This is a genomic window from Pseudomonas sp. SHLD1, assembly GCF_028640935.1.
In the GTDB taxonomy this organism is placed as follows: Bacteria; Pseudomonadota; Gammaproteobacteria; order Pseudomonadales; family Pseudomonadaceae; genus Chryseomonas; species Chryseomonas aestiva.
In genome coordinates this window covers 315,696-337,503 of sequence record NZ_JAQZAD010000023.1, presented here as the reverse complement: position 1 = coordinate 337,503, position 21,808 = coordinate 315,696, and the positions used below count along the sequence as shown (strand labels likewise).

Annotated in this window: 25 protein-coding genes; 22 read left to right on the top strand and 3 right to left on the bottom strand. The window is 65.3% G+C overall.

The features are described 5' to 3' along the window. Positions 1-209: 209 nt before the first annotated feature. Genes rluC through sppA form a run of 3 tightly spaced genes read left to right on the top strand, consistent with a single transcriptional unit; the run spans position 210 to position 2,827 of the window. Positions 210-1,163 carry a 23S rRNA pseudouridine(955/2504/2580) synthase RluC gene (gene rluC, locus PVZ77_RS17700; RefSeq protein WP_273807841.1) on the top strand — a complete coding sequence of 318 codons (954 nt, stop codon included), beginning with the start codon at positions 210-212 and terminating at the stop codon, positions 1,161-1,163. After that, positions 1,156-1,842 (top strand): HAD-IIIA family hydrolase, encoded by a 687-nt coding sequence (locus PVZ77_RS17695; protein WP_273807840.1) that lies wholly within the window; start codon positions 1,156-1,158, stop codon positions 1,840-1,842. The genes rluC and PVZ77_RS17695 overlap by 8 nt, the downstream gene beginning before the upstream one ends. After that, positions 1,835-2,827, top strand: coding sequence for a signal peptide peptidase SppA (gene sppA / locus PVZ77_RS17690; protein WP_273807839.1), 993 nt, complete (start codon positions 1,835-1,837; stop codon positions 2,825-2,827). The genes PVZ77_RS17695 and sppA overlap by 8 nt, the downstream gene beginning before the upstream one ends. A gap of 21 nt (positions 2,828-2,848) precedes the next feature. On the opposite strand, the gene PVZ77_RS17685 is transcribed toward sppA, so the two are convergent. Further along, complete coding sequence (locus PVZ77_RS17685) at positions 2,849-3,427, bottom strand: Maf family protein (protein ID WP_273807838.1); 579 nt, start codon at positions 3,425-3,427, stop codon at positions 2,849-2,851. A 99-nt stretch (positions 3,428-3,526) separates the two neighbouring features. Here PVZ77_RS17685 and PVZ77_RS17680 point away from each other — a divergent pair, with 99 nt between their 5' ends. From PVZ77_RS17680 to PVZ77_RS17620, 13 genes are all read left to right on the top strand, one after another. Then, positions 3,527-4,054, top strand: coding sequence for a YceD family protein (locus tag PVZ77_RS17680; protein WP_273807836.1), 528 nt, complete (start codon positions 3,527-3,529; stop codon positions 4,052-4,054). A gap of 10 nt (positions 4,055-4,064) precedes the next feature. Then, positions 4,065-4,247: a 50S ribosomal protein L32 gene (gene rpmF, locus PVZ77_RS17675; protein ID WP_007160601.1), complete on the top strand. Its 183-nt coding sequence runs from the start codon at positions 4,065-4,067 to the stop codon at positions 4,245-4,247. 6 nt (positions 4,248-4,253) lie between these two features. Continuing rightward, positions 4,254-5,243, top strand: coding sequence for a phosphate acyltransferase PlsX (plsX, locus tag PVZ77_RS17670; RefSeq protein WP_405046300.1), 990 nt, complete (start codon positions 4,254-4,256; stop codon positions 5,241-5,243). Between the two features lie 82 nt (positions 5,244-5,325). Continuing rightward, positions 5,326-6,261: an ACP S-malonyltransferase gene (fabD, locus tag PVZ77_RS17665; protein ID WP_273807829.1), complete on the top strand. Its 936-nt coding sequence runs from the start codon at positions 5,326-5,328 to the stop codon at positions 6,259-6,261. Positions 6,262-6,276: 15 nt separating this feature from the next. Continuing rightward, positions 6,277-7,020 carry a 3-oxoacyl-ACP reductase FabG gene (fabG, locus tag PVZ77_RS17660; protein WP_273807828.1) on the top strand — a complete coding sequence of 248 codons (744 nt, stop codon included), beginning with the start codon at positions 6,277-6,279 and terminating at the stop codon, positions 7,018-7,020. A 167-nt stretch (positions 7,021-7,187) separates the two neighbouring features. Beyond that, positions 7,188-7,424, top strand: coding sequence for an acyl carrier protein (gene acpP / locus PVZ77_RS17655; protein ID WP_007160597.1), 237 nt, complete (start codon positions 7,188-7,190; stop codon positions 7,422-7,424). A 137-nt stretch (positions 7,425-7,561) separates the two neighbouring features. After that, positions 7,562-8,806 (top strand): beta-ketoacyl-ACP synthase II, encoded by a 1,245-nt coding sequence (gene fabF / locus PVZ77_RS17650; RefSeq protein WP_273807822.1) that lies wholly within the window; start codon positions 7,562-7,564, stop codon positions 8,804-8,806. Further along, positions 8,806-9,618, top strand: coding sequence for an aminodeoxychorismate lyase (gene pabC / locus PVZ77_RS17645; protein ID WP_273808048.1), 813 nt, complete (start codon positions 8,806-8,808; stop codon positions 9,616-9,618). Before fabF ends, pabC begins: the two co-directional genes overlap by 1 nt. A gap of 3 nt (positions 9,619-9,621) precedes the next feature. After that, the gene (gene mltG / locus PVZ77_RS17640) at positions 9,622-10,680 is read left to right on the top strand and encodes an endolytic transglycosylase MltG (RefSeq protein ID WP_273807821.1); all 1,059 of its coding nucleotides are present in this window, start codon (positions 9,622-9,624) and stop codon (positions 10,678-10,680) included. Next, positions 10,677-11,315, top strand: coding sequence for a dTMP kinase (tmk, locus tag PVZ77_RS17635; RefSeq protein WP_273807819.1), 639 nt, complete (start codon positions 10,677-10,679; stop codon positions 11,313-11,315). The genes mltG and tmk overlap by 4 nt, the downstream gene beginning before the upstream one ends. Then, a complete protein-coding gene (locus PVZ77_RS17630; RefSeq protein WP_273807818.1) occupies positions 11,308-12,291 on the top strand; it encodes a DNA polymerase III subunit delta' in 984 nt (327 codons plus the stop codon). Before tmk ends, PVZ77_RS17630 begins: the two co-directional genes overlap by 8 nt. A gap of 39 nt (positions 12,292-12,330) precedes the next feature. Further along, a complete protein-coding gene (locus PVZ77_RS17625) occupies positions 12,331-12,687 on the top strand; it encodes a PilZ domain-containing protein (RefSeq protein WP_017641886.1) in 357 nt (118 codons plus the stop codon). Positions 12,688-12,744: 57 nt separating this feature from the next. Continuing rightward, a complete protein-coding gene (locus PVZ77_RS17620; RefSeq protein WP_273807817.1) occupies positions 12,745-13,527 on the top strand; it encodes a TatD family hydrolase in 783 nt (260 codons plus the stop codon). Positions 13,528-13,743: 216 nt separating this feature from the next. On the opposite strand, the gene PVZ77_RS17615 is transcribed toward PVZ77_RS17620, so the two are convergent. Next, positions 13,744-14,874, bottom strand: coding sequence for an aminotransferase class V-fold PLP-dependent enzyme (locus tag PVZ77_RS17615; RefSeq protein WP_158892633.1), 1,131 nt, complete (start codon positions 14,872-14,874; stop codon positions 13,744-13,746). A gap of 171 nt (positions 14,875-15,045) precedes the next feature. Here PVZ77_RS17615 and PVZ77_RS17610 point away from each other — a divergent pair, with 171 nt between their 5' ends. From PVZ77_RS17610 to PVZ77_RS17595, 4 genes are all read left to right on the top strand, one after another. Then, positions 15,046-15,687: a TetR/AcrR family transcriptional regulator gene (locus PVZ77_RS17610; RefSeq protein WP_007160588.1), complete on the top strand. Its 642-nt coding sequence runs from the start codon at positions 15,046-15,048 to the stop codon at positions 15,685-15,687. Positions 15,688-15,752: 65 nt separating this feature from the next. Then, positions 15,753-16,721, top strand: a complete 969-nt coding sequence (locus PVZ77_RS17605) for a GTP 3',8-cyclase MoaA (protein ID WP_273807816.1) — start codon at positions 15,753-15,755, stop codon at positions 16,719-16,721. A gap of 87 nt (positions 16,722-16,808) precedes the next feature. Then, the gene (locus tag PVZ77_RS17600; protein ID WP_273807815.1) at positions 16,809-17,423 is read left to right on the top strand and encodes a DUF4823 domain-containing protein; all 615 of its coding nucleotides are present in this window, start codon (positions 16,809-16,811) and stop codon (positions 17,421-17,423) included. Between the two features lie 11 nt (positions 17,424-17,434). Beyond that, positions 17,435-17,995, top strand: a complete 561-nt coding sequence (locus tag PVZ77_RS17595) for a DUF1285 domain-containing protein (protein ID WP_443218009.1) — start codon at positions 17,435-17,437, stop codon at positions 17,993-17,995. A gap of 32 nt (positions 17,996-18,027) precedes the next feature. Here PVZ77_RS17595 and PVZ77_RS17590 read toward each other — a convergent pair whose 3' ends face one another. Then, positions 18,028-19,677 (bottom strand): electron transfer flavoprotein-ubiquinone oxidoreductase, encoded by a 1,650-nt coding sequence (locus PVZ77_RS17590; RefSeq protein WP_273807814.1) that lies wholly within the window; start codon positions 19,675-19,677, stop codon positions 18,028-18,030. A 293-nt stretch (positions 19,678-19,970) separates the two neighbouring features. Here PVZ77_RS17590 and PVZ77_RS17585 point away from each other — a divergent pair, with 293 nt between their 5' ends. Beyond that, positions 19,971-20,723 carry an electron transfer flavoprotein subunit beta/FixA family protein gene (locus tag PVZ77_RS17585; protein ID WP_273807812.1) on the top strand — a complete coding sequence of 251 codons (753 nt, stop codon included), beginning with the start codon at positions 19,971-19,973 and terminating at the stop codon, positions 20,721-20,723. Beyond that, a complete protein-coding gene (locus PVZ77_RS17580; protein ID WP_273807811.1) occupies positions 20,723-21,652 on the top strand; it encodes an electron transfer flavoprotein subunit alpha/FixB family protein in 930 nt (309 codons plus the stop codon). Before PVZ77_RS17585 ends, PVZ77_RS17580 begins: the two co-directional genes overlap by 1 nt. Positions 21,653-21,808: the final 156 nt, after the last annotated feature.

The following is a 21,808-nucleotide window of genomic DNA, read 5'->3' as shown; positions in this document are numbered from 1 at the left end:
TCGCAGCTCGCCACTCACCCCCTTGGGCAGAGTCGGCGGTCTGCTGGACGGCCAGACGTCCAGTGACTATTGCATTTGCAGCCTATTATTCGCGGGCGGAATCTACGGCCTCGCGAGCGGTGCCATCCAGACAGGACTGATAACCGCCTCCGGACTATAGCAGCAAGCTTTAAGTGCTTCAAATAAGGGAAAATTGCTATCATCTGCCGATGACTAAGCCTCCTTCTCCCAGCACCGGCGTTCAACTGCTCGATGTGCCCGCCGACTATGCCGGCCAGCGTATCGACAACTTCCTGCGTACCCAGCTCAAGGGTGCGCCCAAGACCCTCATCTATCGCATCCTGCGCAAGGGCGAAGTACGGGTGAACAAGGGACGCATCAAGCCCGACTATCGTCTGCAGGCCGGCGACCAGATCCGCGTCCCGCCGCTGCGCCTGTCCGAGCCTGACGAGCCGGCGCCCCTGGCCAAGGGACTGCTCGAGCGCCTGGAGGACTCCATCGTCCACGAGGACAAGACCCTCATCGTCATCAACAAGCCGGCCGGCATCGCCGTGCACGGCGGCAGTGGCCTGTCTGGCGGGGTCATCGAGGTCTTTCGCCAGCTGCGTCCCGACGCCCGCGACATCGAGCTGGTCCATCGTCTCGATCGGGATACCTCGGGCCTGCTGATGATCGCCAAGAAGCGCAGCATGCTGCGCTTCCTGCACGAAGCCTTGCGCGGCGACGGCGTGGACAAGCGCTATCACGCCCTGGTGCGGGGCCATTGGCCGGCAGCGAAGAAAAAGATCAGCGCGCCGCTGCTGAAGAACACCCTCAGGTCCGGCGAGCGCATGGTCGAGGTTAACGACGAGGGCAAGGAGGCGCTCACCGAATTCCGGGTACTGCGGCGCTATGGCGATTTCGCCACCCTGGTCGAGGCGCGGCCGGTGACCGGGCGGACCCATCAGATCCGCGTCCACGCGCGCCATGCGGGGCACGCCATCGCCGGCGATCCCAAGTACGGCGACGAAGCCTTTTCCCAGGAGATCCGCGAACTCGGCGGCAAGCGACTGTTTCTGCACTCGGCGAGTCTGGTGATTCCCTTGCCCGAGGGCGGTGAGCTGCGCCTGGAGGCACCGGTCGACAGCACCTGGAGTCAGACGCTGGAGCGTCTGGATGCCTGACTACCAGCTGCTGATCTTCGATTGGGACGGGACCCTGGCGGATTCCATCGGCCGGATCGTCGAGGTCATGCACGTCGCGGCCGAGCAGTTGGGGTTGCCGCCGCGTAGCGACGTGGCCATCAAGGGCATCATCGGCCTGGAGCTGGTCGCGGCGATCCAGACCCTCTATCCGCATCTGGTGACCCCGGCGCAGATCGAAGGCTTTCGCGATGCCTACAGCGCAGAGTTCGTCCGTCGCGAGCAGGCGGCGTCGCCCCTGTTTCCCGATGTGCTGAGCGGGCTGCAGCGCTTTCGCGCCCAGGGTTATCAGCTGGCCGTGGCGACCGGAAAGAGCCGGCGCGGGCTGGCGCGTTCGCTGCAGCAGCATGGCTTGAGTGAGTTCTTCGACATCACCCGCTGCGCCGACGAGGCCGCCGGCAAGCCCGATCCGCAGATGGTGCGGGAAATTCTCGCCCACTGCGGCGTGGCGCCGGAGCGTGCCCTGCTGGTTGGGGATGCCGTCTTCGACCTGGAAATGGCGCGGCGTGCCGGGGTCGCTGCGGTCGGGGTCGCCTATGGTGCCCAGCCGGCCGAGGTCCTGAGGGATTTCGGGCCGCGCCTGGTGATCGAAGCTTTCGCGGACCTGGCGCTATGGCTGGGTGACAATGTTGTGTGCAGGAGTGATGGCGGGCATGGCTGACGAGTGGAAGGAAGACAGCGGACGTACGCGTCCGGCGGACGACAAGACCTGGGCCCTGATCGAGAAGACCATGCTTGCCAGCGTGCGCGAGCAACGGCGAGCGCGGCGCTGGGGCATCTTTTTCAAACTGCTGACCTTCGCCTACCTGATTGTCATGCTGGTGCTGTTCACGCCCCTGCTGTCCCTGGGCAAGAAGGGCGGGGTGACCGAGTCCGGCGCCCATACTGCGCTCATCGAACTCAAGGGGATGATCGCCGACGACGAGAAGGCCAGTGCCGACAATGTCGTGACGGCGCTGCGCAAGGCCTTCGACGACAGCAACACCCGCGGTGTGGTGCTGCGGATAAACAGCCCAGGCGGCAGTCCGGTGCAATCCGGCTACATCTATGACGAGATCAAGCGTCTGCGCGGCCTGCATCCGGACATCAAGCTGTACGCGGTGATCGCCGACCTGGGTGCCTCGGGCGCCTACTATGTGGCCAGTGCGGCCGATGCCATCTACGCCGACAAGGCCAGTCTGGTCGGCTCCATCGGCGTGACCGCGGCTTCCTTCGGCTTCGTTGGCACCATGGAAAAGCTGGGCGTGGAACGGCGGGTCTATACCTCCGGCGAGCACAAGGCCTTCCTGGATCCCTTCCAGCCGCAGAAGCCCGAAGAAACCCGCTTCTGGCAGCAGGTGCTGGATACCACCCATCAGCAGTTCATCGACAGCGTCAAGAAAGGCCGCGGCGATCGACTCAAGGTCGAGGGCCATCCCGAGTTGTTCTCCGGACTGGTCTGGTCCGGCGAGCAGGCGCTTTCCCTGGGGCTGATCGATGGTCTTGGCAGTGCCAGCTACGTGGCACGGGATGTGGTCAAGGAGGAGCGCCTGGTCGACTTTACCCAGGAGGACTCGCCCTTTGATCGCTTCGCCAAGCGCCTGGGTGCCAGCGTCGCCGAGCGTCTGGCCCTCTATATGGGCTGGCAGGGTCCGGCGCTGCGTTAGCCGCTGCCAGCTGCGGCTGGCCTAGGGCACCTGCAGTCCTGCCTGGCGCAGCAAGGCGGCCAGGCGGATCAGTGGGAGGCCGATCAGGCTGGTGGGATCCTCTCCCTGCATGGCTTCGAACAGGGCGATGCCGAGGCCCTCGGCCTTGAAGCTGCCAGCGCAGTCATAGGGTTGCTCCGCCCGCAGGTAGCGGTCGATCGTCGCAGCATCCAGCGGGCGAAAGCGCACCTGAAAATCCACCACCTCGCTTCGGCACTCGCCGGTCCGACTGTCCAGTACGGCCAGTCCGGTATGGAACACCAGGGTGCGACCGCTGGCCCGGGCCAACTGCTGGTGGGCACGGTCGTGATTCAGGGGCTTGCCAAGAATCTCTCCGTCTATGGCAGTCGCCTGATCCGAACCGATGATAAGGGTCGGCTCCCGCTGATCGGCCAGGGCGGCGGCCTTGGCTCGGGCCAGGCGTTCTACCAGCGCCCGCGGGCTCTCGCCGGATAGCGGCGTCTCGTCGATGTCCGGCGACTGGTGGGCGAAGGGCAGGTGCAGCCTTTCCAGCAATTGGCGGCGGTAAGGCGAGCTGGAAGCGAGTAGAATGAGAGGCATCAGTTTGTTCTCGGGCGAGGTCGACCAAAGGTCGGTCGGAGTCGCTTCGGGGTTAATTTCCTTTGACAGCCGTAAGGCCGTCCCTATAATGGCGCGCTTATGTTGAATGGGCCAATTCCACCTCAGGTCGATCCTCGCAAATTGGCGGATCGCGGCGTAACCCTCAAGGGTGAGCTGCCTCTCGCGAACATGCGGCGTGTCGGCGAGCAGCTCGTGAAGTCCGAAGGCGCGGTTGCCGTCGTCCTCGACTTCGGGCGTGATCAACAAAAGCAATTCGTCATCCATGGTGTCCTGGATACCAAGGTCGAGATGATTTGCCAGCGTTGTCTGGAGCCGGCAGTGCTTCCCATTAGCAGCGAATTCGATTTCGCCGTGCTCTGGGAAGGGAAGTCGGCCGATGCCTTGCCACAGGGTTACGATGCCCTGGAGGTTGGTGACGAACCCCTGGATCTGCATAGTCTGATCGAAGAAGAGCTGCTGCTCGCGCTGCCGATCATTCCCGTGCATCCAGAAGGTGCTTGCCAGCATCCGGAAGGTTTCGAGGCGCCCGAAGAGCCGGCGGACGAGGAAAAGCGACCCAACCCGTTCAGTGTACTTGCGCAGTTGAAGCGTGACCCAAACGTTTAGGAGTTAAATCATGGCTGTTCAGCAGAACAAAAAATCCCGTTCCGCTCGCGACATGCGTCGTTCGCACGACGCCCTCGAAGCGAACGCTCTGTCCGTGGAAAAGAGCACCGGTGAAGTTCACCTGCGCCACCACGTGTCGCCCGACGGTTTCTACCGCGGTCGCAAAGTGATCGACAAAGGTTCCGACGAGTAATTCTCGATCGAAATCGTCATCGCGATCGATGCAATGGGCGGGGACTTCGGTCCCCGCTGCATTGTTCCTGCTTCACTCGACGCCCTCGAGCGTTTCCCCGCCTTACACCTCCTTCTCTGTGGTCAGCGCGACGCCCTGTCGGCCTGGTCACCGCCTGCCTCTCTTGCCGCTCGCCTGCAGTTCGAATACGTCGATGGCCTCGTCGGGCCCGATGAGCGTCCCGCCAGTGTGGTGCGCAGTCGCACCCGTACGTCCATGCATGCCGCGCTCGAAGCGGTACAGCAAGGCCGTGCCCAGGGCTGCCTGAGCGCCGGCAATACCGGGGCGTGGATGGCGCTTGCGCGCCTGCTGCTCGGCACGCTGCCGGGCATCGATCGCCCGGCCATGATGTCGGCGCTGCCCGGGCAGGGCCGGCATCAGACGCTGCTGCTGGATCTTGGCGCCAATCTCGACACCACCGCCGAACAGCTGGTGCAATTCGCCTATCTGGGGGCGGGTGCGGCCCAGGCCCGGGGCGTGGTGCGGCCAAGGGTCGCGCTGCTCAATGTCGGTCGCGAACCGGGCAAGGGCACGCCGGTGATCCAGGACGCCGCACGGCGCCTCGCCGAGAGTCAGGCCTTCGACTTCATCGGCTTCGTCGAGGGCAGCGATCTCTATGCCGCGGTGGCGGATGTGGTGGTTTGCGATGGCTTCACCGGCAATGCCGTGCTCAAGTCGGGAGAGGCGTTGCTGCGCCTGCTGGTCGAGCGCAGCGGCACGGCCTCCTGGCTCGAGCGTCAGTTGCTGCAGCCGTGGCTGGCCCGGCGTTTCCGCCACTGGGATCCGGAGTTGCGCAACGGCGCGAGCTTTCTCGGCCTGAATGCGGTGGTGGTGAAAAGCCATGGCGCGGCAGGCGAAGTCGGTCTCGTTCAGGCCATCGAGCGTTCCCTGCGCGATGTGGAGACTGATCTCCCCGGGCGGATCCGGTTAAACTTGGCGGTTCTGAAAGCGGTGTGACCGACCGGTCGACACCGACATCTCAGTCTGTCAGTGGCGGAACCGCGGTTTCGCCGGCAATGGACCTACAAGAGACCTGCCTATGTCCGCCTCTCTCGCTTTCGTCTTTCCCGGTCAGGGTTCCCAGGCCCTGGGCATGCTGGGTGAGCTGGCTACGCACCACGCGCTGATCGGCGAAACCTTCGCCGAAGCGTCCGCCGTCCTCGGCTATGACCTCTGGGCGCTGACCCAGCAGGGCCCGCAGGAGTCGCTCAACCAGACCGACCGTACCCAGCCCGCCATCCTGACCGCCTCCATCGCGCTGTGGCGTCTGTGGCTGGCCGAGGGCGGCGCCAGGCCGGCCTATGTCGCCGGTCACAGCCTGGGCGAATATTCGGCGCTGGTCGCCGCGGGCAGCCTGCCGTTCGTCGAGGCGGTACGCCTGGTGGCGCGCCGCGGTGAGCTGATGCAGGAAGCCGTGCCCGCCGGGCAGGGCGGCATGGCCGCCATCCTGGGTCTGGAAGATGCCCAGGTGCTGGCCGCCTGTGCCGAAGCCGCCCAGGGTGAAGTGGTGAGCGCGGTCAACTTCAATGCCCCGGGTCAGGTGGTGATCGCCGGTGCCGCCGCTGCGGTGGAGCGCGCCATCGAGGCCTGCAAGGCCTTGGGTGCCAAGCGCGCCGTGGCCCTGCCGGTCAGCGTGCCCTCCCACTGCGACCTGATGCGTCCGGCGGCCGAGCGCTTCGCCGAGGACGTGCGTGGCTGCGCCTGGAGCCAGCCGGAGATTCCGGTGGTGCAGAACGTCAATGCCGGCGCCAACACCGATCTGGCCAGCCTCCAGCAGGATCTGCTGGCCCAGCTGTACAGCCCGGTGCGCTGGGTCGAGTCTGTGCAGTACCTGGCTGCCCAGGGCATCACCCACCTGGTGGAGTGCGGCCCCGGCAAGGTACTGGCCGGCCTGAACAAGAGATGCGTCAAGGGCGTGGAAACACTGGCCCTGGACACCCCCGACGCCTTCGCCGCCGCGCGCGCGGCTTTTTGAATCGAGGAAAACGAGATGAGTCTGCAAGGTAAGGTCGCCCTGGTCACGGGCGCCACGCGTGGTATCGGTCAAGCCATCGCCCTGGAACTGGGTCGGCTCGGCGCCACGGTGATCGGCACCGCGACCAGCGAGGCGGGCGCCCAGCGCATCGCCGAGTCGCTCAAGGCCAATGGCATCGAAGGTACCGGTCTGGTGCTCAACGTGTCCGACAACGCCTCCGTCGCGGCCGCCCTCGAGCAGGTCCAGGCGCAATTCGGCGCGCCGTCGATCCTGGTCAACAACGCCGGCATCACCCGCGACAACCTGATGCTGCGGATGAAGGACGATGAGTGGTTCGACGTGATCGATACCAACCTCAACAGCCTGTTCCGTCTCTCCAAGGCCGTGCTCAAGGGCATGACCAAGGGTCGCTGGGGTCGTATCATCAGCATCGGCTCGGTGGTTGGCGCCATGGGCAACGCCGGTCAGGCCAACTATGCCGCCGCCAAGGCCGGTCTCGAGGGCTTTACCCGGGCGCTGGCCCGCGAGGTGGGTTCGCGCAACATCACCGTCAATGCCGTGGCCCCGGGGTTCATCGACACCGACATGACTCGCGAGCTGCCCGAAGCCCAGCGCACCGCGCTGCTGACCCAGATCCCGGCCGGCCGCCTCGGTCAGGCCGACGAGATCGCCAAGGTGGTCGGCTTCCTGGCGGACGAGGGCGCGGCCTATGTGACCGGCGCCACGATCCCCGTGAACGGCGGAATGTACATGAGCTGACCGACGTTACCCCCGCGCGGCTATTGCGCTAAGCTGGTAAACTGTCGGACCAGCAATGGCCGCGCATACGTCTTGATGTCGCGTCAGCTTGAAATACGGAAATCCCTTTCTATACACTTACGCGCAATCCGTTGTGCGGATTTTTCCTTTAGGAGTGAGAACACGGTATGAGCACCATCGAAGAACGCGTTAAGAAGATCGTCGCTGAGCAGCTCGGCGTGAAGGAAGAGGAAGTTACCAACAGCGCTTCCTTCGTCGAGGATCTGGGCGCCGACTCCCTTGACACCGTCGAACTGGTGATGGCTCTGGAAGAGGAATTCGAGACCGAAATCCCGGACGAGCAGGCTGAGAAGATCACCACCGTCCAGGAAGCTATCGACTACATCGTTGCTCACCAGCAATAAGTAGTCGCCAGTTTCGGACAAAAGAAGCCGCACGTCCTGTAGGGCGTGCGGCTTTTCTTTAGGTCCAAGGTCAAGATCGATGCAATCGGCTGTTTTCAAGAGGGGTGGCCGCCCCGGAAGGACAAGAGGAGTTGGGTGTGTCGCGTAGACGTGTCGTGATCACGGGTATGGGCATGGTATCGCCGCTTGGCGCCGATGTGGCGAGCAGCTGGGAAGGCATCCTGGCCGGTCGCAGCGGTATCGCGCCGATCGAGCATATGGACGTCTCTGCCTTCAGCACGCGGATCGGCGGATCGGTCAAGGGATTCGACGTGGAGCAGTATCTGTCCGCGAAGGAAGCCCGCAAGCTGGATCTGTTCATCCAATACGGTCTCGCCGCCAGCTTCCAGGCCATGCGTGACAGCGGTCTCGAGGTCAACGATGGCAATCGCGAGCGCATGGGTGTCGCCATGGGTTCCGGCATCGGCGGACTGACCAATATCGAGGCGAATTGCCAGTCGCTGCTCGCTCAGGGTCCACGCCGTATTTCCCCCTTTTTCGTACCGGGCTCCATCATCAACATGGTGTCCGGCTTCCTGTCGATCCATCTGGGTCTGCAGGGCCCCAATTACGCCATCGCCACCGCCTGTACCACGGCAACGCACTGCATCGGCATGGCGGCGCGCAACATCGCCTATGGCGAAGCCGACGTCATGGTTGCCGGCGGTTCGGAGATGGCGACCTCGGGTCTGGGTCTGGGTGGCTTCGGCGCGGCGCGTGCCCTGTCGACCCGCAATGACGATCCGACCCGCGCCAGCCGTCCCTGGGATCGCGATCGCGATGGCTTCGTGCTGTCCGACGGTGCCGGCGCCCTGGTGCTGGAAGACTACGAGCACGCCAAGGCGCGGGGCGCCCGCATCTATGCCGAGCTGATCGGCTTCGGCATGAGCGCCGACGCCTTCCACATGACCGCCCCGCCGGAAGACGGCGCGGGCGCCGCTCGCTGCATGAGAGCGACGCTCAAGGATGCCGGTATAGCGCCGGAAGCGGTCGACTACGTCAACGCCCATGGCACCTCCACGCCGGCCGGCGACCTGGCCGAGGTGGCGGCCTTGAAGCAGGTGTTCGGCGAGCAGGCCAAGCGTCTGAGCGTGAGCTCCACCAAGTCCATGACCGGTCACCTGCTGGGCGCCGCGGGCGCGGTGGAAGCCATCTTCACGGTGCTCGCCCTGCGCGACCAGGTGGCGCCGCCCACCATCAATCTGGACAATCCCAGCGACGGCTGCGATCTGGACTTCGTGCCCCACGAGGCGCGGCAGCGGCCCATCGAAGTGGCCCTGTCCAATTCGTTCGGCTTCGGTGGCACCAACGGCAGTCTGGTGTTCCGGCGCTTCGAGGCTTGATCCAGGACTGGCTCAACGGCCAACCGCTGGACCCTGGTCTGCAACGCGATCGGGGTCTGGCCTATGGCGATGGGCTGTTCGAGACCATCGCGGTACGCCGGGGCCAGCCGCGTCTGCTCGACCGTCATCTGCAGCGGCTGGCCACCGGTTGCCAGCGGCTGCGCATTCCCTGCGACCTCGCTCAGCTTGAGGTTGAAGTCCGCGCCTATGCGGCGCTGCTGGGGGAGGGCGTCGCCAAGCTGCTGTACACCCGCGGCGATGGCCTGCGCGGTTACGCCCCGCCGGCCGAACCCGAGGTGCGGCGCCTGCTGCTGGCCTCGCCCACGCCGGCCTACCCACCGGCGCACGCGATCGAGGGCATCGCCCTCTATCCCTGCGCGACGCGCCTGGCTATCCAGCCGTTGCTGGCCGGGCTCAAGCACATGAATCGACTCGAACAGGTCCTGGCGCGCGGAGAATGGACCAGCACCGACTATGCCGAAGGCCTGATGCTGGATCAGGACGGCCGGCCGATCGAAGGGGTGTTCAGCAATCTGTTCCTGGTCTGCGCGGGGCGGCTGCAGACCCCCGCGCTCGATCGCTGTGGCGTGGCCGGGGTGCTGCGCGGTCTGCTGCTCGACCTCGCCGCTCAGGCAGGCATCCAGAGCGAGGTCCGGCCGCTGGCGCTGGACGATCTGCTCGGTGCCGACGAAGTTTTCCTCTGCAACAGCCAATACGGTATCTGGCCCGTGCGCCGGTACGCAGCCGCGAACTGGTCCGTGGGGCCGGTGACCCGTAAACTGCAAGGTTCGATAAACGAGATTCTGGAATAGCCGATGCGCAAGGCGAGAGCTCTGCTTACGGCGGTATTGGCCGCCGGTGGCCTGCTGCTGGTCCTGGCCGGTTGGCGCCAGCACCAGGCACTGATTCAGCCGCTGAAAGTCGACGGCGAGCAACTGATCGAGATCCCCAAGGGCGGGACCCCGGGCGGCAGTCTGCTGCGCCTGGAAGAGCAGGGCGTACTCGACGGCGCCTTCTGGCTGCGCCTGTACTGGCGCTTCAATCTGGCCGGGCAGACGCTGCACAGCGGCGAATACCGTCTGACCCCGGGCATGACGGTGGAGCAATTGTTCAGCCTCTGGCGCAAGGGCGAGGTGGTGCAATACGGCCTCACCCTGGTGGAGGGCTGGAATATCCGCCAGGTTCGCGCTGCGCTGGCGCGCCAGCCCAAGCTCGACCACGACACCGCCGAGCTGGACGATGCGGCCCTGATGAAACGCCTGGGGCTGGACGGCCAGCACCCCGAGGGACGTTTCTTTCCGGATACCTATCGCTATGTGAAGGGCCAGCGCGAATCCGACCTGTTGCGCCAGGCCAATCAGCGGCTGCAGTCCGTGCTCGATCAGGAATGGCAGGCGCGTGATCCCGCGGTGCCCTACAAGGACGCCTACCAGGCGCTGATCATGGCCTCGCTGGTGGAAAAGGAAACGGGCGTCCCCGAAGAGCGCGACGAGATCGCCGGGGTCTTTGTCCGGCGACTGGCGGCCGGCATGCTGCTGCAGACCGATCCCACCGTGATCTATGGCATGGGCGACCGCTATAACGGCCGGATCACCCGCGCCGATCTGCGCGAGCCCTCGCCCTACAATACCTATCTCAACGCGGGACTGCCGCCGACACCCATCGCCATGCCCGGTCGCGAGGCCATCCATGCGGCGCTGCATCCCAAGGAGGGTGACAGCCTGTACTTCGTCGCCCGTGGCGACGGCAGCCATGTCTTTTCCAAGGACCTGGAGGCGCACAACCAGGCGGTCCGCGACTTCCAGCTCAAGCGACGTGCCGACTATCGCTCCAGTCCCGCTCCGCAGACGTCCGAAACCAAGGAAACCCCATGACGGCAAACGGTCTGTTCATCACCCTCGAAGGTCCCGAGGGTGCGGGCAAGAGCACCAACCGCGACTATCTCGCCGAACTTCTCGGCGCCAGCGGGCGCGAGGTGGTGCTGACCCGCGAGCCGGGTGGTACGCCGCTGGCCGAGCGCATCCGCGAGATCCTGCTGGCGCCAGCGGCCGAGCCGATGGCCGTGGATACCGAATTGCTGCTGATGTTCGCCGCGCGCGCCCAGCACCTGGCCCAGGTCATCCGGCCCGCCCTGGCGCGGGGTGCCCTGGTGCTCTGCGATCGCTTCGTCGATGCGACCTATGCCTACCAGGGCGGCGGCCGCGGCGTACCCGTCGAGCGCATCGCTACCCTGGAGGCCTTCGTGCTGGGCGACCTGCAACCCGATCTGACCCTGGTGTTCGACCTGCCGGTGGACATCGGCCTGGCCCGTGCCGCCCGGCGTGGCGCCCTGGACCGATTCGAACAGGAGCAGCGCGCCTTCTTCGAGGCGGTGCGCCAGACCTATCTGGATCGCGCCCGGGCCGTGCCGGCCCGCTATCGCCTGATCGATGCCTCGCGCAGTTTGGCCGAGGTACAGGCGGAGCTGCGCGCCCTGGTCGCCACCCTGGAGCCGACGCTCGGTGGCTGACGTCTATCCCTGGCAGCAGGACCTCTGGGCGCGGATCTCGCCCCGGCGGCAGCATCCCCATGCCTATCTGCTGCATGGCCCGCGCGGCATCGGCAAGCGTGATCTGGCGGAACGCCTGGCCGCCCTGCTGCTGTGCCAGGCGCCCCAGGGCGATGCCGCCTGCGGCCAGTGCAAGGCCTGTTCCCTGCTCAGGGCCGGGACCCATCCCGATTACTGCGTGATCCAGCCGGAAGAGGCCGAGAAGCCCATCCGCGTCGATCAGATCCGCGGCCTGGTGGACTTCGTCACCCAGACCGCCCAGCTGGGCGGGCGCAAGCTGATCCTGCTAGAGCCGGTCGAGGCGATGAACCTCAATGCCGCCAACGCCCTGCTCAAGAGTCTGGAGGAGCCCTCGGGCGCTACGGTGCTGCTGCTGGTGAGTCACCAGCCGAGTCGCCTGCTGCCCACCGTGCGCAGCCGCTGCGTGCAGCAGGCCTGTCCGGTGCCCTCGCGCGCCGAGAGTCTCGCCTGGCTGGGTGAGCGCCTGCCGGACCTTGAGGAAGAGATCCGCATCCAGTTGCTGGTGCTGGCCGGCGGCTCGCCGTTGGCGGCCCTGCGCCTGCATGGCGAGGACGTGCTCGCCCGTCGAGCCCTGGTGGTGGAGGGGGTGAAGCGCCTGCTCAAGCGCCAGGCGGCGCCCAGTCAGCTGGCCGAGAGCTGGAACGCCGTGCCGCTGCCGCTGCTGCTCGACTGGTTCTGCGAATGGACCCATGGCGTCCTGCGCCAGCAGTGGGGTGGTGCCGATGCCGAAGCCGCACCGGACATGGCCAAGGTACTGGGTTATCTGGCCGAGAAGAGCGCGCCGCAGACGGTGCTGGCCCTGCAGGAATGGCTGCATGCCGAGCGGCAGAAGGTGCTGGGCAAAGCCAACCTCAACCGCGTATTGTTGCTGGAATCGCTGTTGATCCGCTGGGCCGGCCTGGTGCCCGGGCGCTAGCGATCCGCGCGTTCGTCTTGCCTGTCTCGAGAGAATCTCATGAGTTTGCCGCAGAACCTGGGCCCCCGTAATGGCATCCTGTCCCTCACCATCAAGGACAAGTCGGTGCTCTATGCCGCCTACATGCCCTTCATCCGCAACGGTGGTCTGTTCATTCCGACGGGCAAGACCTACAAGCTCGGCGACGAGGTCTTCATGCTGCTCAACCTGATGGACGAGCCGGACAAGATCCCGGTCGCCGGCAAGGTCGTCTGGATCACCCCCAAGGGCGCCCAGGGCAATAGAGCCGCCGGAGTCGGTGTGCAGTTCAACGAAGGCGACAATACCGCGCGCAACAAGATCGAAACCTATCTGGCCGGCTCGCTGAAGTCGGACCGTCCCACCCATACCATGTGATGCCTGCGCCGTCCCGCTCGGGGCGGGGGCGTCGCTGCTGATTCAAGGCTATTTTCCGTGCATTTCGTCGACTCCCACTGTCACCTGGATCGACTCGATCTATCCCTTCACGACGGCTCCCTGGACGCAGCGCTGGATGCCGCGCGCGCCCGGGGCGTCAGCCAGTTCCTCTGCATCGGCGTCGATGCCGGCAACGCTCCCACGGTGCAGGCCCTGGCCGAACGCTATGCCGACGTCCACTGCGCGGTGGGCATCCACCCGCTGGATGCGGCCCAGGGCAGTGCCATCGATCTCGACTGGCTGCTGGCGCGGCTGGCTCATCCCCGCGTCGTCGCCATCGGCGAGACCGGGCTGGACTATCACTATCAGCCGGACACCGCCGAGATCCAGCAGCGCTCCTTCGCCCTGCACCTGGAGGCGGCCCGCCGCACGGCGCTGCCCCTGGTGATCCATACCCGCGAAGCGCGGGCCGACACCCTGGCCATGCTGGGCGCCGCTGACCTGCCGGGCGCCGGGGTGCTGCACTGCTTCACCGAGGATTGGGCGACGGCCAAGGCCGCCCTGGACCTGGGCTTCTACATTTCCTTTTCCGGCATCCTGACCTTCCGCAACGCCGGCGACCTGCGCGACGTCGCGCGCCAGGTGCCGGCCGATCGCCTGCTGGTGGAAACCGATTCGCCCTATCTGGCGCCGGTGCCCCACCGCGGCAAGGCCAATCTGCCGCAATTCGTGGTCGAGGTCGCCCAGTGCCTGGCCGACGTGCGAGGCACCAGTCTGGAGACCCTGGCCGAGCAGACCACGGCCAACTTCCGGCGGCTGTTTCCCCGCGCCATCCTCTAGGCAAAAAAATGGCCCGGGTATCCTGGGATACCCGGGCCGGACCAGCGGTTCGCCTGGACGGAGAGCCGCCTGCCTGGCCCGCGCCGCGGGGGTCGACGCGACCAGTCACTTGAGTATTGGTCAGCTCGGAAAAAGGTCCAGTCGGGATTGGACGTTTTTTAAACAGTTTTGGAATAGCGCTGGCCCGACACTGGCTATCCCGGGCCTTTCAGACCCCTAGAAGCGCGCCAGTGCCCCGACCAGATCCAGCGTTTGCTCGAGTACGTGCTCGCTGGTATAGAAATGGGGCGACAGGCGGATGCCCGGACCCCGCTGGGCGCAGACCACGTCGGCGGTCTTGAGACGTTCGAACAGTTGGCGGTTGTCCCAGCCCTCGAGCGAGAAGGTGAGGATGCCCGAGCGCCGCTCGACGTTGGCCGGCGAATGCAGGACGGCACCGGGCAGGCGGCGGATATGGCTGTCGAGCAGCTCGATCCGCGCCAGCAGGTCCTTGCCCACCTGTTCCATGCCGGCATCCTCCAGCAGTGACAGACTCGCCTCCAGGGCCACGGCGCCGAGCATGTTGGGGCTGCCGCACTCGAAGCGCATCGCCGTCCTGGCCGGTTGCCATTCGCGCTGGCTGTAGTCGCCGGCGTTGTCCAGCATGTGCCAGCCGTACTCGTGCAGCTTCAGCTGCTCGCGCAGATCGGCGCGGCAATAGAAGACGCCCAGGCCTTCCGGGCCGAGCATCCACTTGTGACCGTCGGCCATGGCGAAGGCGCAGTTGCAGGCCTGGGCATCGAAGGGCAGGGCGCCCAGTTGCTGGATGGCGTCGACACACAGCAGCACGCCCTTGGCGTCGCAGCCCTGGCCCAGCTGGGGCAGGTCCAGGCGCAGGCCGCTGGCGTACTGCACGGCGCTGATGGCCATGAGTCGGGTGCGCGGGCCGCAGGCAGCCAGCAGATTGGCCTCGGGAGTGTCACCCAGGCTGACTTCCACCACCTCGACGCCAAAGCGGGCCAGGGCTTCCCAGACCACCCGGTTGGAGGGGAACTCCTCATCGCTGATCACCACCTGGTCGCCGCTCTGCCAATCCAGGCCGAAGGCAACGAAGGAGAGCGCTTCCGAGGTGTTCTTCACCAGGGCGATGTCGCTGCTGGACGGCGCATTGAGCAGGCGGGTCAGGCGATCGCGCAGGCGCTGTTCCATGACCAGCCAGGTCGGATAGTTGCGCGCGCCGTATTGGCAGTTTTCGGCGGCGAATTCGGTGACGGCCTGCGCAGCGCGCTTGGGCCACGGGGCCACGGCCGCGTGGTTGAGGTATCTCATGGCGTAGGCCTGAGGGAATTCGTGCTTCCAGGAAGACATTGACTCGATCCGTACAATCTGGGTGTGATGGGGCATAATAAGGGGCGCGCCCGCGCGGTTCACCGATGCTTTCGGTGCAGCTCGCCCAAGGTGTGACGAAGTGCCGGTATGCCGAGGGGTGACTGGCGATTCGAAGGCCCTATCCCTTTTCAAAACAACAAGTGGGCTGCCATGCAGAAAGAATCCCGCAAAGTCCGCGAGTTCCGTCGCCGCGAACAGGAAATCCTCGATACCGCCCTGCAGCTGTTTCTCTCCGAAGGAGAAGACAGCGTCACCGTCGAGATGATCGCCGAGGCGGTCGGTATCGGCAAAGGCACCATCTACAAGCACTTCAATTCCAAGGCCGAGATCTATCTGCGCCTGATGCTGGATTACGAGCGGGACCTGGCCGAGCTGTTCCAGTCGGACAACGTCGCCCGCGACCGCGAAGCGCTCTCCCGCGCCTATTTCGAATTCCGCATGAGCGATCCGCAGCGCTATCGCCTGTTCGATCGACTCGAGGAGAAGGTGGTCAAGACGCGTCAGGTGCCCGAACTGGTCGAGCAGCTGCACAGCATCCGCACCTCGAACTTCCAGCGGCTGACCAGTCTGATCGAAGGCCGGATCGACGAAGGCAAGCTCGAGGACGTACCGCCCTATTTCCATTACTGCGCCGCCTGGGCGCTGGTGCACGGGGCCGTGGCCCTTTACCATTCGCCGTTCTGGCGCGACGTGCTGGAGGATCAGGAAGGTTTCTTCCAGTTCCTCATGGAGATCGGCGTGCGCATGGGCAACCGCCGCAAGCGAGACGTCGAAACGCCTGTCCGATCCTAGGGTCCGATAGAGGCAAGGGATGCCGCGCCATCCCTTTTCTCTTGTCCCACTGGAGTACCCCCAAGATGATCGTTGACCGCCAGGGTAGGGCGTTTCGCAACTTGCGGATCAGCCTCACGGCGGCCTGCAACTATGCCTGTACGTACTGCGTGCCCGACGGCAAGCGGCTCGTGGCGGCGCAGGACGAACTCAGTGCCGAAACCATGGCCCGGGGTGTGGAATACCTCATCGATGCCGCCGGTATCGAACGGCTGCGCATCACCGGGGGCGAACCCCTGGTCACGCCGCGGCTGGAACCCTTTCTCGCCCGGGTCTCACAGCTCGGCCTCAAGGACATCAGCCTGACCACCAACGGTCAGCTGCTGCCACGCAAGCTGGATTTCCTCATCGACCATGGTATCCGTCGCCTCAACGTTTCCCTCGACACCCTCGATGCCGCAGCCTTTCCGCGTCTGGCGCGGGGGGGCGATCTGGCCACGGTGCTGGCCGGACTGGAAGCGGCCCGGGCCGCCGGTCTCAAGATCAAGCTCAACATGGTGCCCCTGCGTGGCCAGAATCTCGACCAGGTGCTGCCGCTGCTGGACTATTGCCTGGAGCGGGGTTTCGAGCTGAGATTCATCGAGCTGATGCGCATGGGGCACCTGGCCAAGAATCCCGCGACCTTCAACAACCAGCTGGTGCCCCTGGCCGAATTGCTGGAGATCATAGGTTCGCGCCATGCCTATGTGCAGGCCGATGCGCCGGTGGATTCCACGGCGCTGCGCTATCGCGTCGAGTCGGGCGGGCACTTCGGCGTCATCGCCAACGAAAGCGTGCCCTTCTGCCGGACCTGCTCGCGGCTGCGCCTGTCGTCCACCGGCTGGCTGCACGGCTGCCTGTCGTCGAGCAACCGCCACTATGTCGGCGATCTGCTGGACAAGCCGCGTCACCTGGCATTGCCAGCGCTGCAGCGGCTGCTGGTCAAGGCCCTGGGCGACAAGCAGGAGGTGGCCTTCTCGGGGGGCGTGACCGTGATGAAGATCATCGGCGGCTGATCTACCGGCTGCGCCTCGAACTGGCGCGAAAGCTGCTAAGGCCCCTGTATCGACGACAACTTGGCGCCGGACAGGGGTCTGCTCTTCATGGTCAAACTGCGTTTTCTATTCATTTCCGTGCTGCTGGCCTGCCTGGGCGGCTGCATGAACGTCAGCGACATGGCGTCCGGTGTCGAGTACCACCTGCGCGACGCGGGGCTGCTCGACTACAGCAAGACCCAGCGGCTGAACAACTTTCGGCTACAGGCCGACTCCTACATCTACATAGCCCAGGGTGCCTTCGTGCCCGTGGGCCATCCCTATGCCCGCCCGAACGTGGTGGCGGAAGAGGCCTTCAAAGGCTTTGTGGAGTACTTTCCGCGGGTAAGGAGAGCAGACAAACCGGAGGGTTTCGACGAGGCCATGGCCAAGGCCCGCCAGCTCGGGGCCCACTATGTGCTCTATACCCGCTTCGCCGGCGCAGACGACCGCATCGGCACCTGGGAGGAATGGGAAGACCAGGACGACATCGGCCGGGTCGGGCGCGATCGCAGCGTCGTGCAGATGATGCTGGTGGAGACCGCTACCTTCCGCCTGGTGGACACGGCGCGGATCCGCAGTCGTGGCGGCTTCCTGACGTTCTATGACGAGCGCCCGGAAGACCTGCTCGGACCGGCGCTCAACGAATATGCCCAACGCCTGCTTGGTTTGGGCTCCCGGTAGAGGAGAAGGGCGTGACCCAGATTGACGTGACGCGGAATCTGCTGGCGCAGCTGCCAGTCGCTGAGGACGGCAAGCTGCCGCCCGTGGAGCTCTGGCATCCGCCGTTCTGCGGCGACATCGACATGCGCATCGCCCGGGACGGCACCTGGTATCACCAGGGCACGCCCATCACCCGCCCGGCCATGGTACGGCTGTTTTCCACCATCCTGCGCCGCGATCCCGAGCGCTATGTACTGGTGACGCCGGTGGAGTGCGTGGGCATCCAGGTCGAGGATGTGCCCTTTCTGGCCGTGGATGTCGAATGGCGTGGCGACGGAACAGACCAGGCGCTCGATTTCCTTACCAATGTGGGTGACAGGGTCGCCGTCGATGCCGAGCATCCGCTGCGCTTCGCCGAGCAGGATGACCAGCCGGCGCCCTATGTGCGAGTGCGCGGCGGTCTGGAGGCGCGGCTCAACCGGGCGGTGTTCTATCGGCTGATGGAAAGGGTCGAGGAGGGCACCCACGAGGGCCGCTCCTGGCTCGGCCTCTGGAGTCGCGGCAGCTTCTTTCCCGTCGCGCCCGCTGAATAGAGAAAGGGCCCCGAGGGGCCCTTTTTTTACGCTTACATGTTGGGGTAGTTGGGACCACCGCTGCCTTCCGGCGCCACCCAGGTGATGTTCTGCGCCGGGTCCTTGATGTCGCAGGTCTTGCAGTGGACGCAGTTCTGGGCATTGATCTGGAAGCGCGGCTCGCCGCCGTCGCGGACCACCTCGTAGACCCCGGCCGGGCAGTAGCGCTGGGCGGGTTCGTCGTACAGCGGCAGGTTCTGCGCGATGGGGATTGAGGGATCCCTGAGCTTCAGGTGAACCGGCTGGTCTTCCTCGTGGTTGGTGTTGGAGAGGAACACCGAGGACAGCTTGTCGAAGCTCAGCTTGCCATCCGGCTTGGGATAGCTGATGCGCGGCGCCTCGTCGACCTTCTTCAGGCAGGTGTGGTCCATGCGTCGATCGTGCAGGGTGAAGGGCAAGGCGCCACCCAGCAGGTTGTGCTCGACGAAGGCGAAGGCCGGGCCCAGTAGCGGACCGAACTTGTGCATGGCCGGACCGAAGTTGCGGCTGGCGTGCAGTTCTTCCTGCACCCAGCTGCCCTTGAAGCCATCGACGTAACCCTGGAGTTCGTCGCCTTCGCGACCGGCCGCCAGGGCGGCGACGATGGCGTCGGCGGCGAGCATGCCGGACTTCATGGCGGTGTGGCTGCCCTTGATCTTGGCCGGATTGAGGGTGCCCAGGTCGCAGCCGATCAGGGCGCCACCGGGGAAGACCATCTTCGGCAGGGAATTCAGGCCGCCCTTGACCAGGGCACGGGCGCCGTAGGAGACGCGCTTGCCACCTTCCAGGTACTGGGCCACCACCGGGTGGTGCTTGTAGCGCTGGAATTCGTCATAGGGCGAGAGGTGCGGATTGCTGTAGGCCAGGTCGACGATCAGGCCGACCACCACCTGGTTGTCTTCCAGGTGATAGAGGAAGGAACCGCCCGGGTTCTCCTTGTCCAGCGGCCAGCCGGAGGTATGGATCACCAGACCCTGCTCGTGCCTGGCCGGATCGATCTCCCACAGTTCCTTGATGCCGATGCCGTAGTGCTGCGGATCGGCGCCTTCGCCGAGCTTGAATCTCTGGCCCAGCTGCTTGCCCAGATGGCCCCGGCAGCCTTCGGCGAACAGGGTGTACTTGCCGCGCAGTTCCATGCCGGGGGTGTAGACCCCCTCCTTGGGCTGGCCTTCGCGATCCACGCCCAGGTCTCCGGTGATGATGCCGCGCACCACGCCCTGCTCATCGATCAGCGGCTCCTGGGCAGCGAAGCCCGGATAGATCTCCACGCCCAGGGCTTCGGCCTGCTGGCCCAGCCAGCGGCAGAGATTGCCCAGGGAAATGATGTAGTTGCCCTCGTTGTGCATGGGCTTGGGCACGAAGAAATTCGGCACCTTGGTCGCCTGGCGATCACCCTTGAGCAGGTAGATATCGTCGCGTTTGACCGGGGTGTTCAGGGGCGCGCCGAGTTCCTTCCAGTTGGGAAAGAGCTCGTCCAGGGCGCGGGGTTCGAAGACGGCGCCGGAGAGAATGTGGGCACCGACCTCGGAGCCTTTCTCGACCACGCAGACACTGATCTCCTGGCCGTTTTCGGCCGCCTGCTGCTTGAGGCGACAGGCCGCGGACAGGCCCGCGGGGCCGGCCCCGACGATCACAACGTCGAATTCCATGTATTCGCGTTCCACGGCTCACTCTCCTCAGGCAAAACTCACGATCTGGTTATTTATGTAGGGGTGCAACAAAAGACTTCATTATATCCGGCGTGCTCCCTGGCACCCATTCAAACGTTTGTTTAAATTTTCTGCAAGCCTGTTAGACTCGGGAGTTACTGGCCCCTGACGGACTGTCGCGTTGACCCCTGCTGCCGTGGAGGTCAACATAAGAAGGATTTGCAACACGGTGTGGACCGACAGGGGTCGTGTCCAACGCAAGGCCGCCTTGGCGTCCTGTTTATTCACCAGAATAAATCGAGGGATTCATGAAGGTTCTCGTAGCTGTCAAACGCGTGGTGGACTACAACGTCAAGGTCCGCGTCAAGGCCGACCAGACCGGTGTCGACCTGGCCAACGTCAAGATGTCCATGAACCCCTTCTGCGAGATCGCCGTGGAAGAAGCGGTGCGCCTGAAGGAAAAGGGCATCGCCAGCGAGATCGTGGTCGTGACCGCGGGTCCCGCCCAGGCGCAGGAACAACTGCGTACCGCCCTGGCACTGGGCGCCGATCGCGCCGTGCTGATCGACACCGGCACCGCCGAGCTGTCGTCGCTGACCACCGCCAAGCTGCTCAAGGCCGTGGTGGACAAGGAACAGCCGCAGCTGGTGATCCTCGGCAAGCAGGCCATCGACAGCGACAACAACCAGACCGGCCAGATGCTGGCCGCTCTGACCGGCTTCGCCCAGGGCACCTTCGCCTCCAAGGTGGAGCAGGCCGCCGACGGCCTCAGCGTGACTCGCGAGATCGATGGCGGTCTGCAGACCGTGGCGCTCAAGCTGCCGGCGGTGGTGACCACCGACCTGCGCCTCAACGAGCCGCGCTACGCCTCGCTGCCCAACATCATGAAGGCCAAGAAGAAGCCGCTGGAAACCCTGACCCCGGACGCCCTGGGCGTGGCGGTGAAAGCCTCCTACGAGGTGGTCAAGGTGGAAGCTCCGGCGGGTCGTCAGGCGGGCATCAAGGTCAAGTCCGTGGCCGAGCTGGTCGAAAAACTCAAGAACGAAGCTAAGGTGATCTGATGGCCATTCTCGTCATTGCCGACCACGACAACGCCAACCTCTTCGGCGCTACCCTGAACACCGTTGCTGCGGCCCAGGCCATCGGCGGCGATATCCATGTGCTGGTCGCCGGCCAGAACGCCCAGCCGGTCGCCGACGCCGCCGCCAAGCTCGCCGGCGTTGGCAAGGTGCTGCTGGCCGACAACGCCGCCTATGCTCACCAGCTGCCAGAAAACGTCGCGCCGCTGGTGGTCGAGCTGGCTGCCAACTACAGCCACGTCCTGGCCGCTGCCAGCACCAATGGCAAGAACTTCCTGCCGCGCGTCGCCGCGCTGCTGGACGTCGACCAGATCTCCGAGATCATCGCCGTCGAATCCGCCGACACCTTCAAGCGGCCGATCTATGCCGGCAACGCCATCGCCACCGTGCGCTCCACGGCGCCGGTCAAGGTGATCACCGTGCGCGCCACCGGTTTCGATCCGGTCGCCGCCGAGGGCGGTTCCGCCGCCATCGAAGCCGTGGGCCTGGTCAAGGATGCCGGCATCTCCAGCTTCGTCGGCGAAGAGCTGGCCAAGTCCGACCGGCCCGAGCTGGGCGCCGCCAAGGTGGTGGTCTCCGGTGGTCGCGGTCTGCAGAACGGTGACAACTTCAAGATCCTCTACGCCCTGGCCGACAAGCTGGGCGCAGCGGTGGGCGCCTCGCGCGCCGCGGTGGACGCCGGCTTCGTGCCCAACGACATGCAGGTCGGCCAGACCGGCAAGATCGTCGCGCCGCAGCTGTACATCGCCGTCGGCATCTCCGGGGCCATCCAGCATCTGGCAGGCATGAAGGATTCCAAGGTGATCGTCGCCATCAACAAGGACGAGGAGGCACCGATCTTCCAGGTGGCCGACTACGGCCTGGTGGGTGACCTGTTCGAATTGATCCCCGAGCTGGAAAAGGCCATCTGAGGCCCTCCCCCGTGCAAGAGCCCGCCCTTTGGCGGGCTTTTTCATGGGCGCGGCAAGGCCTCTGGCAGAGGCCCTGGCGTCAAGGAGGGGTGCGCCGGTTCCTTGTCGTTTTTGGACATTGCCGCCCCGGGAAGGGAAGGGTTAAGGTCGGGCCTA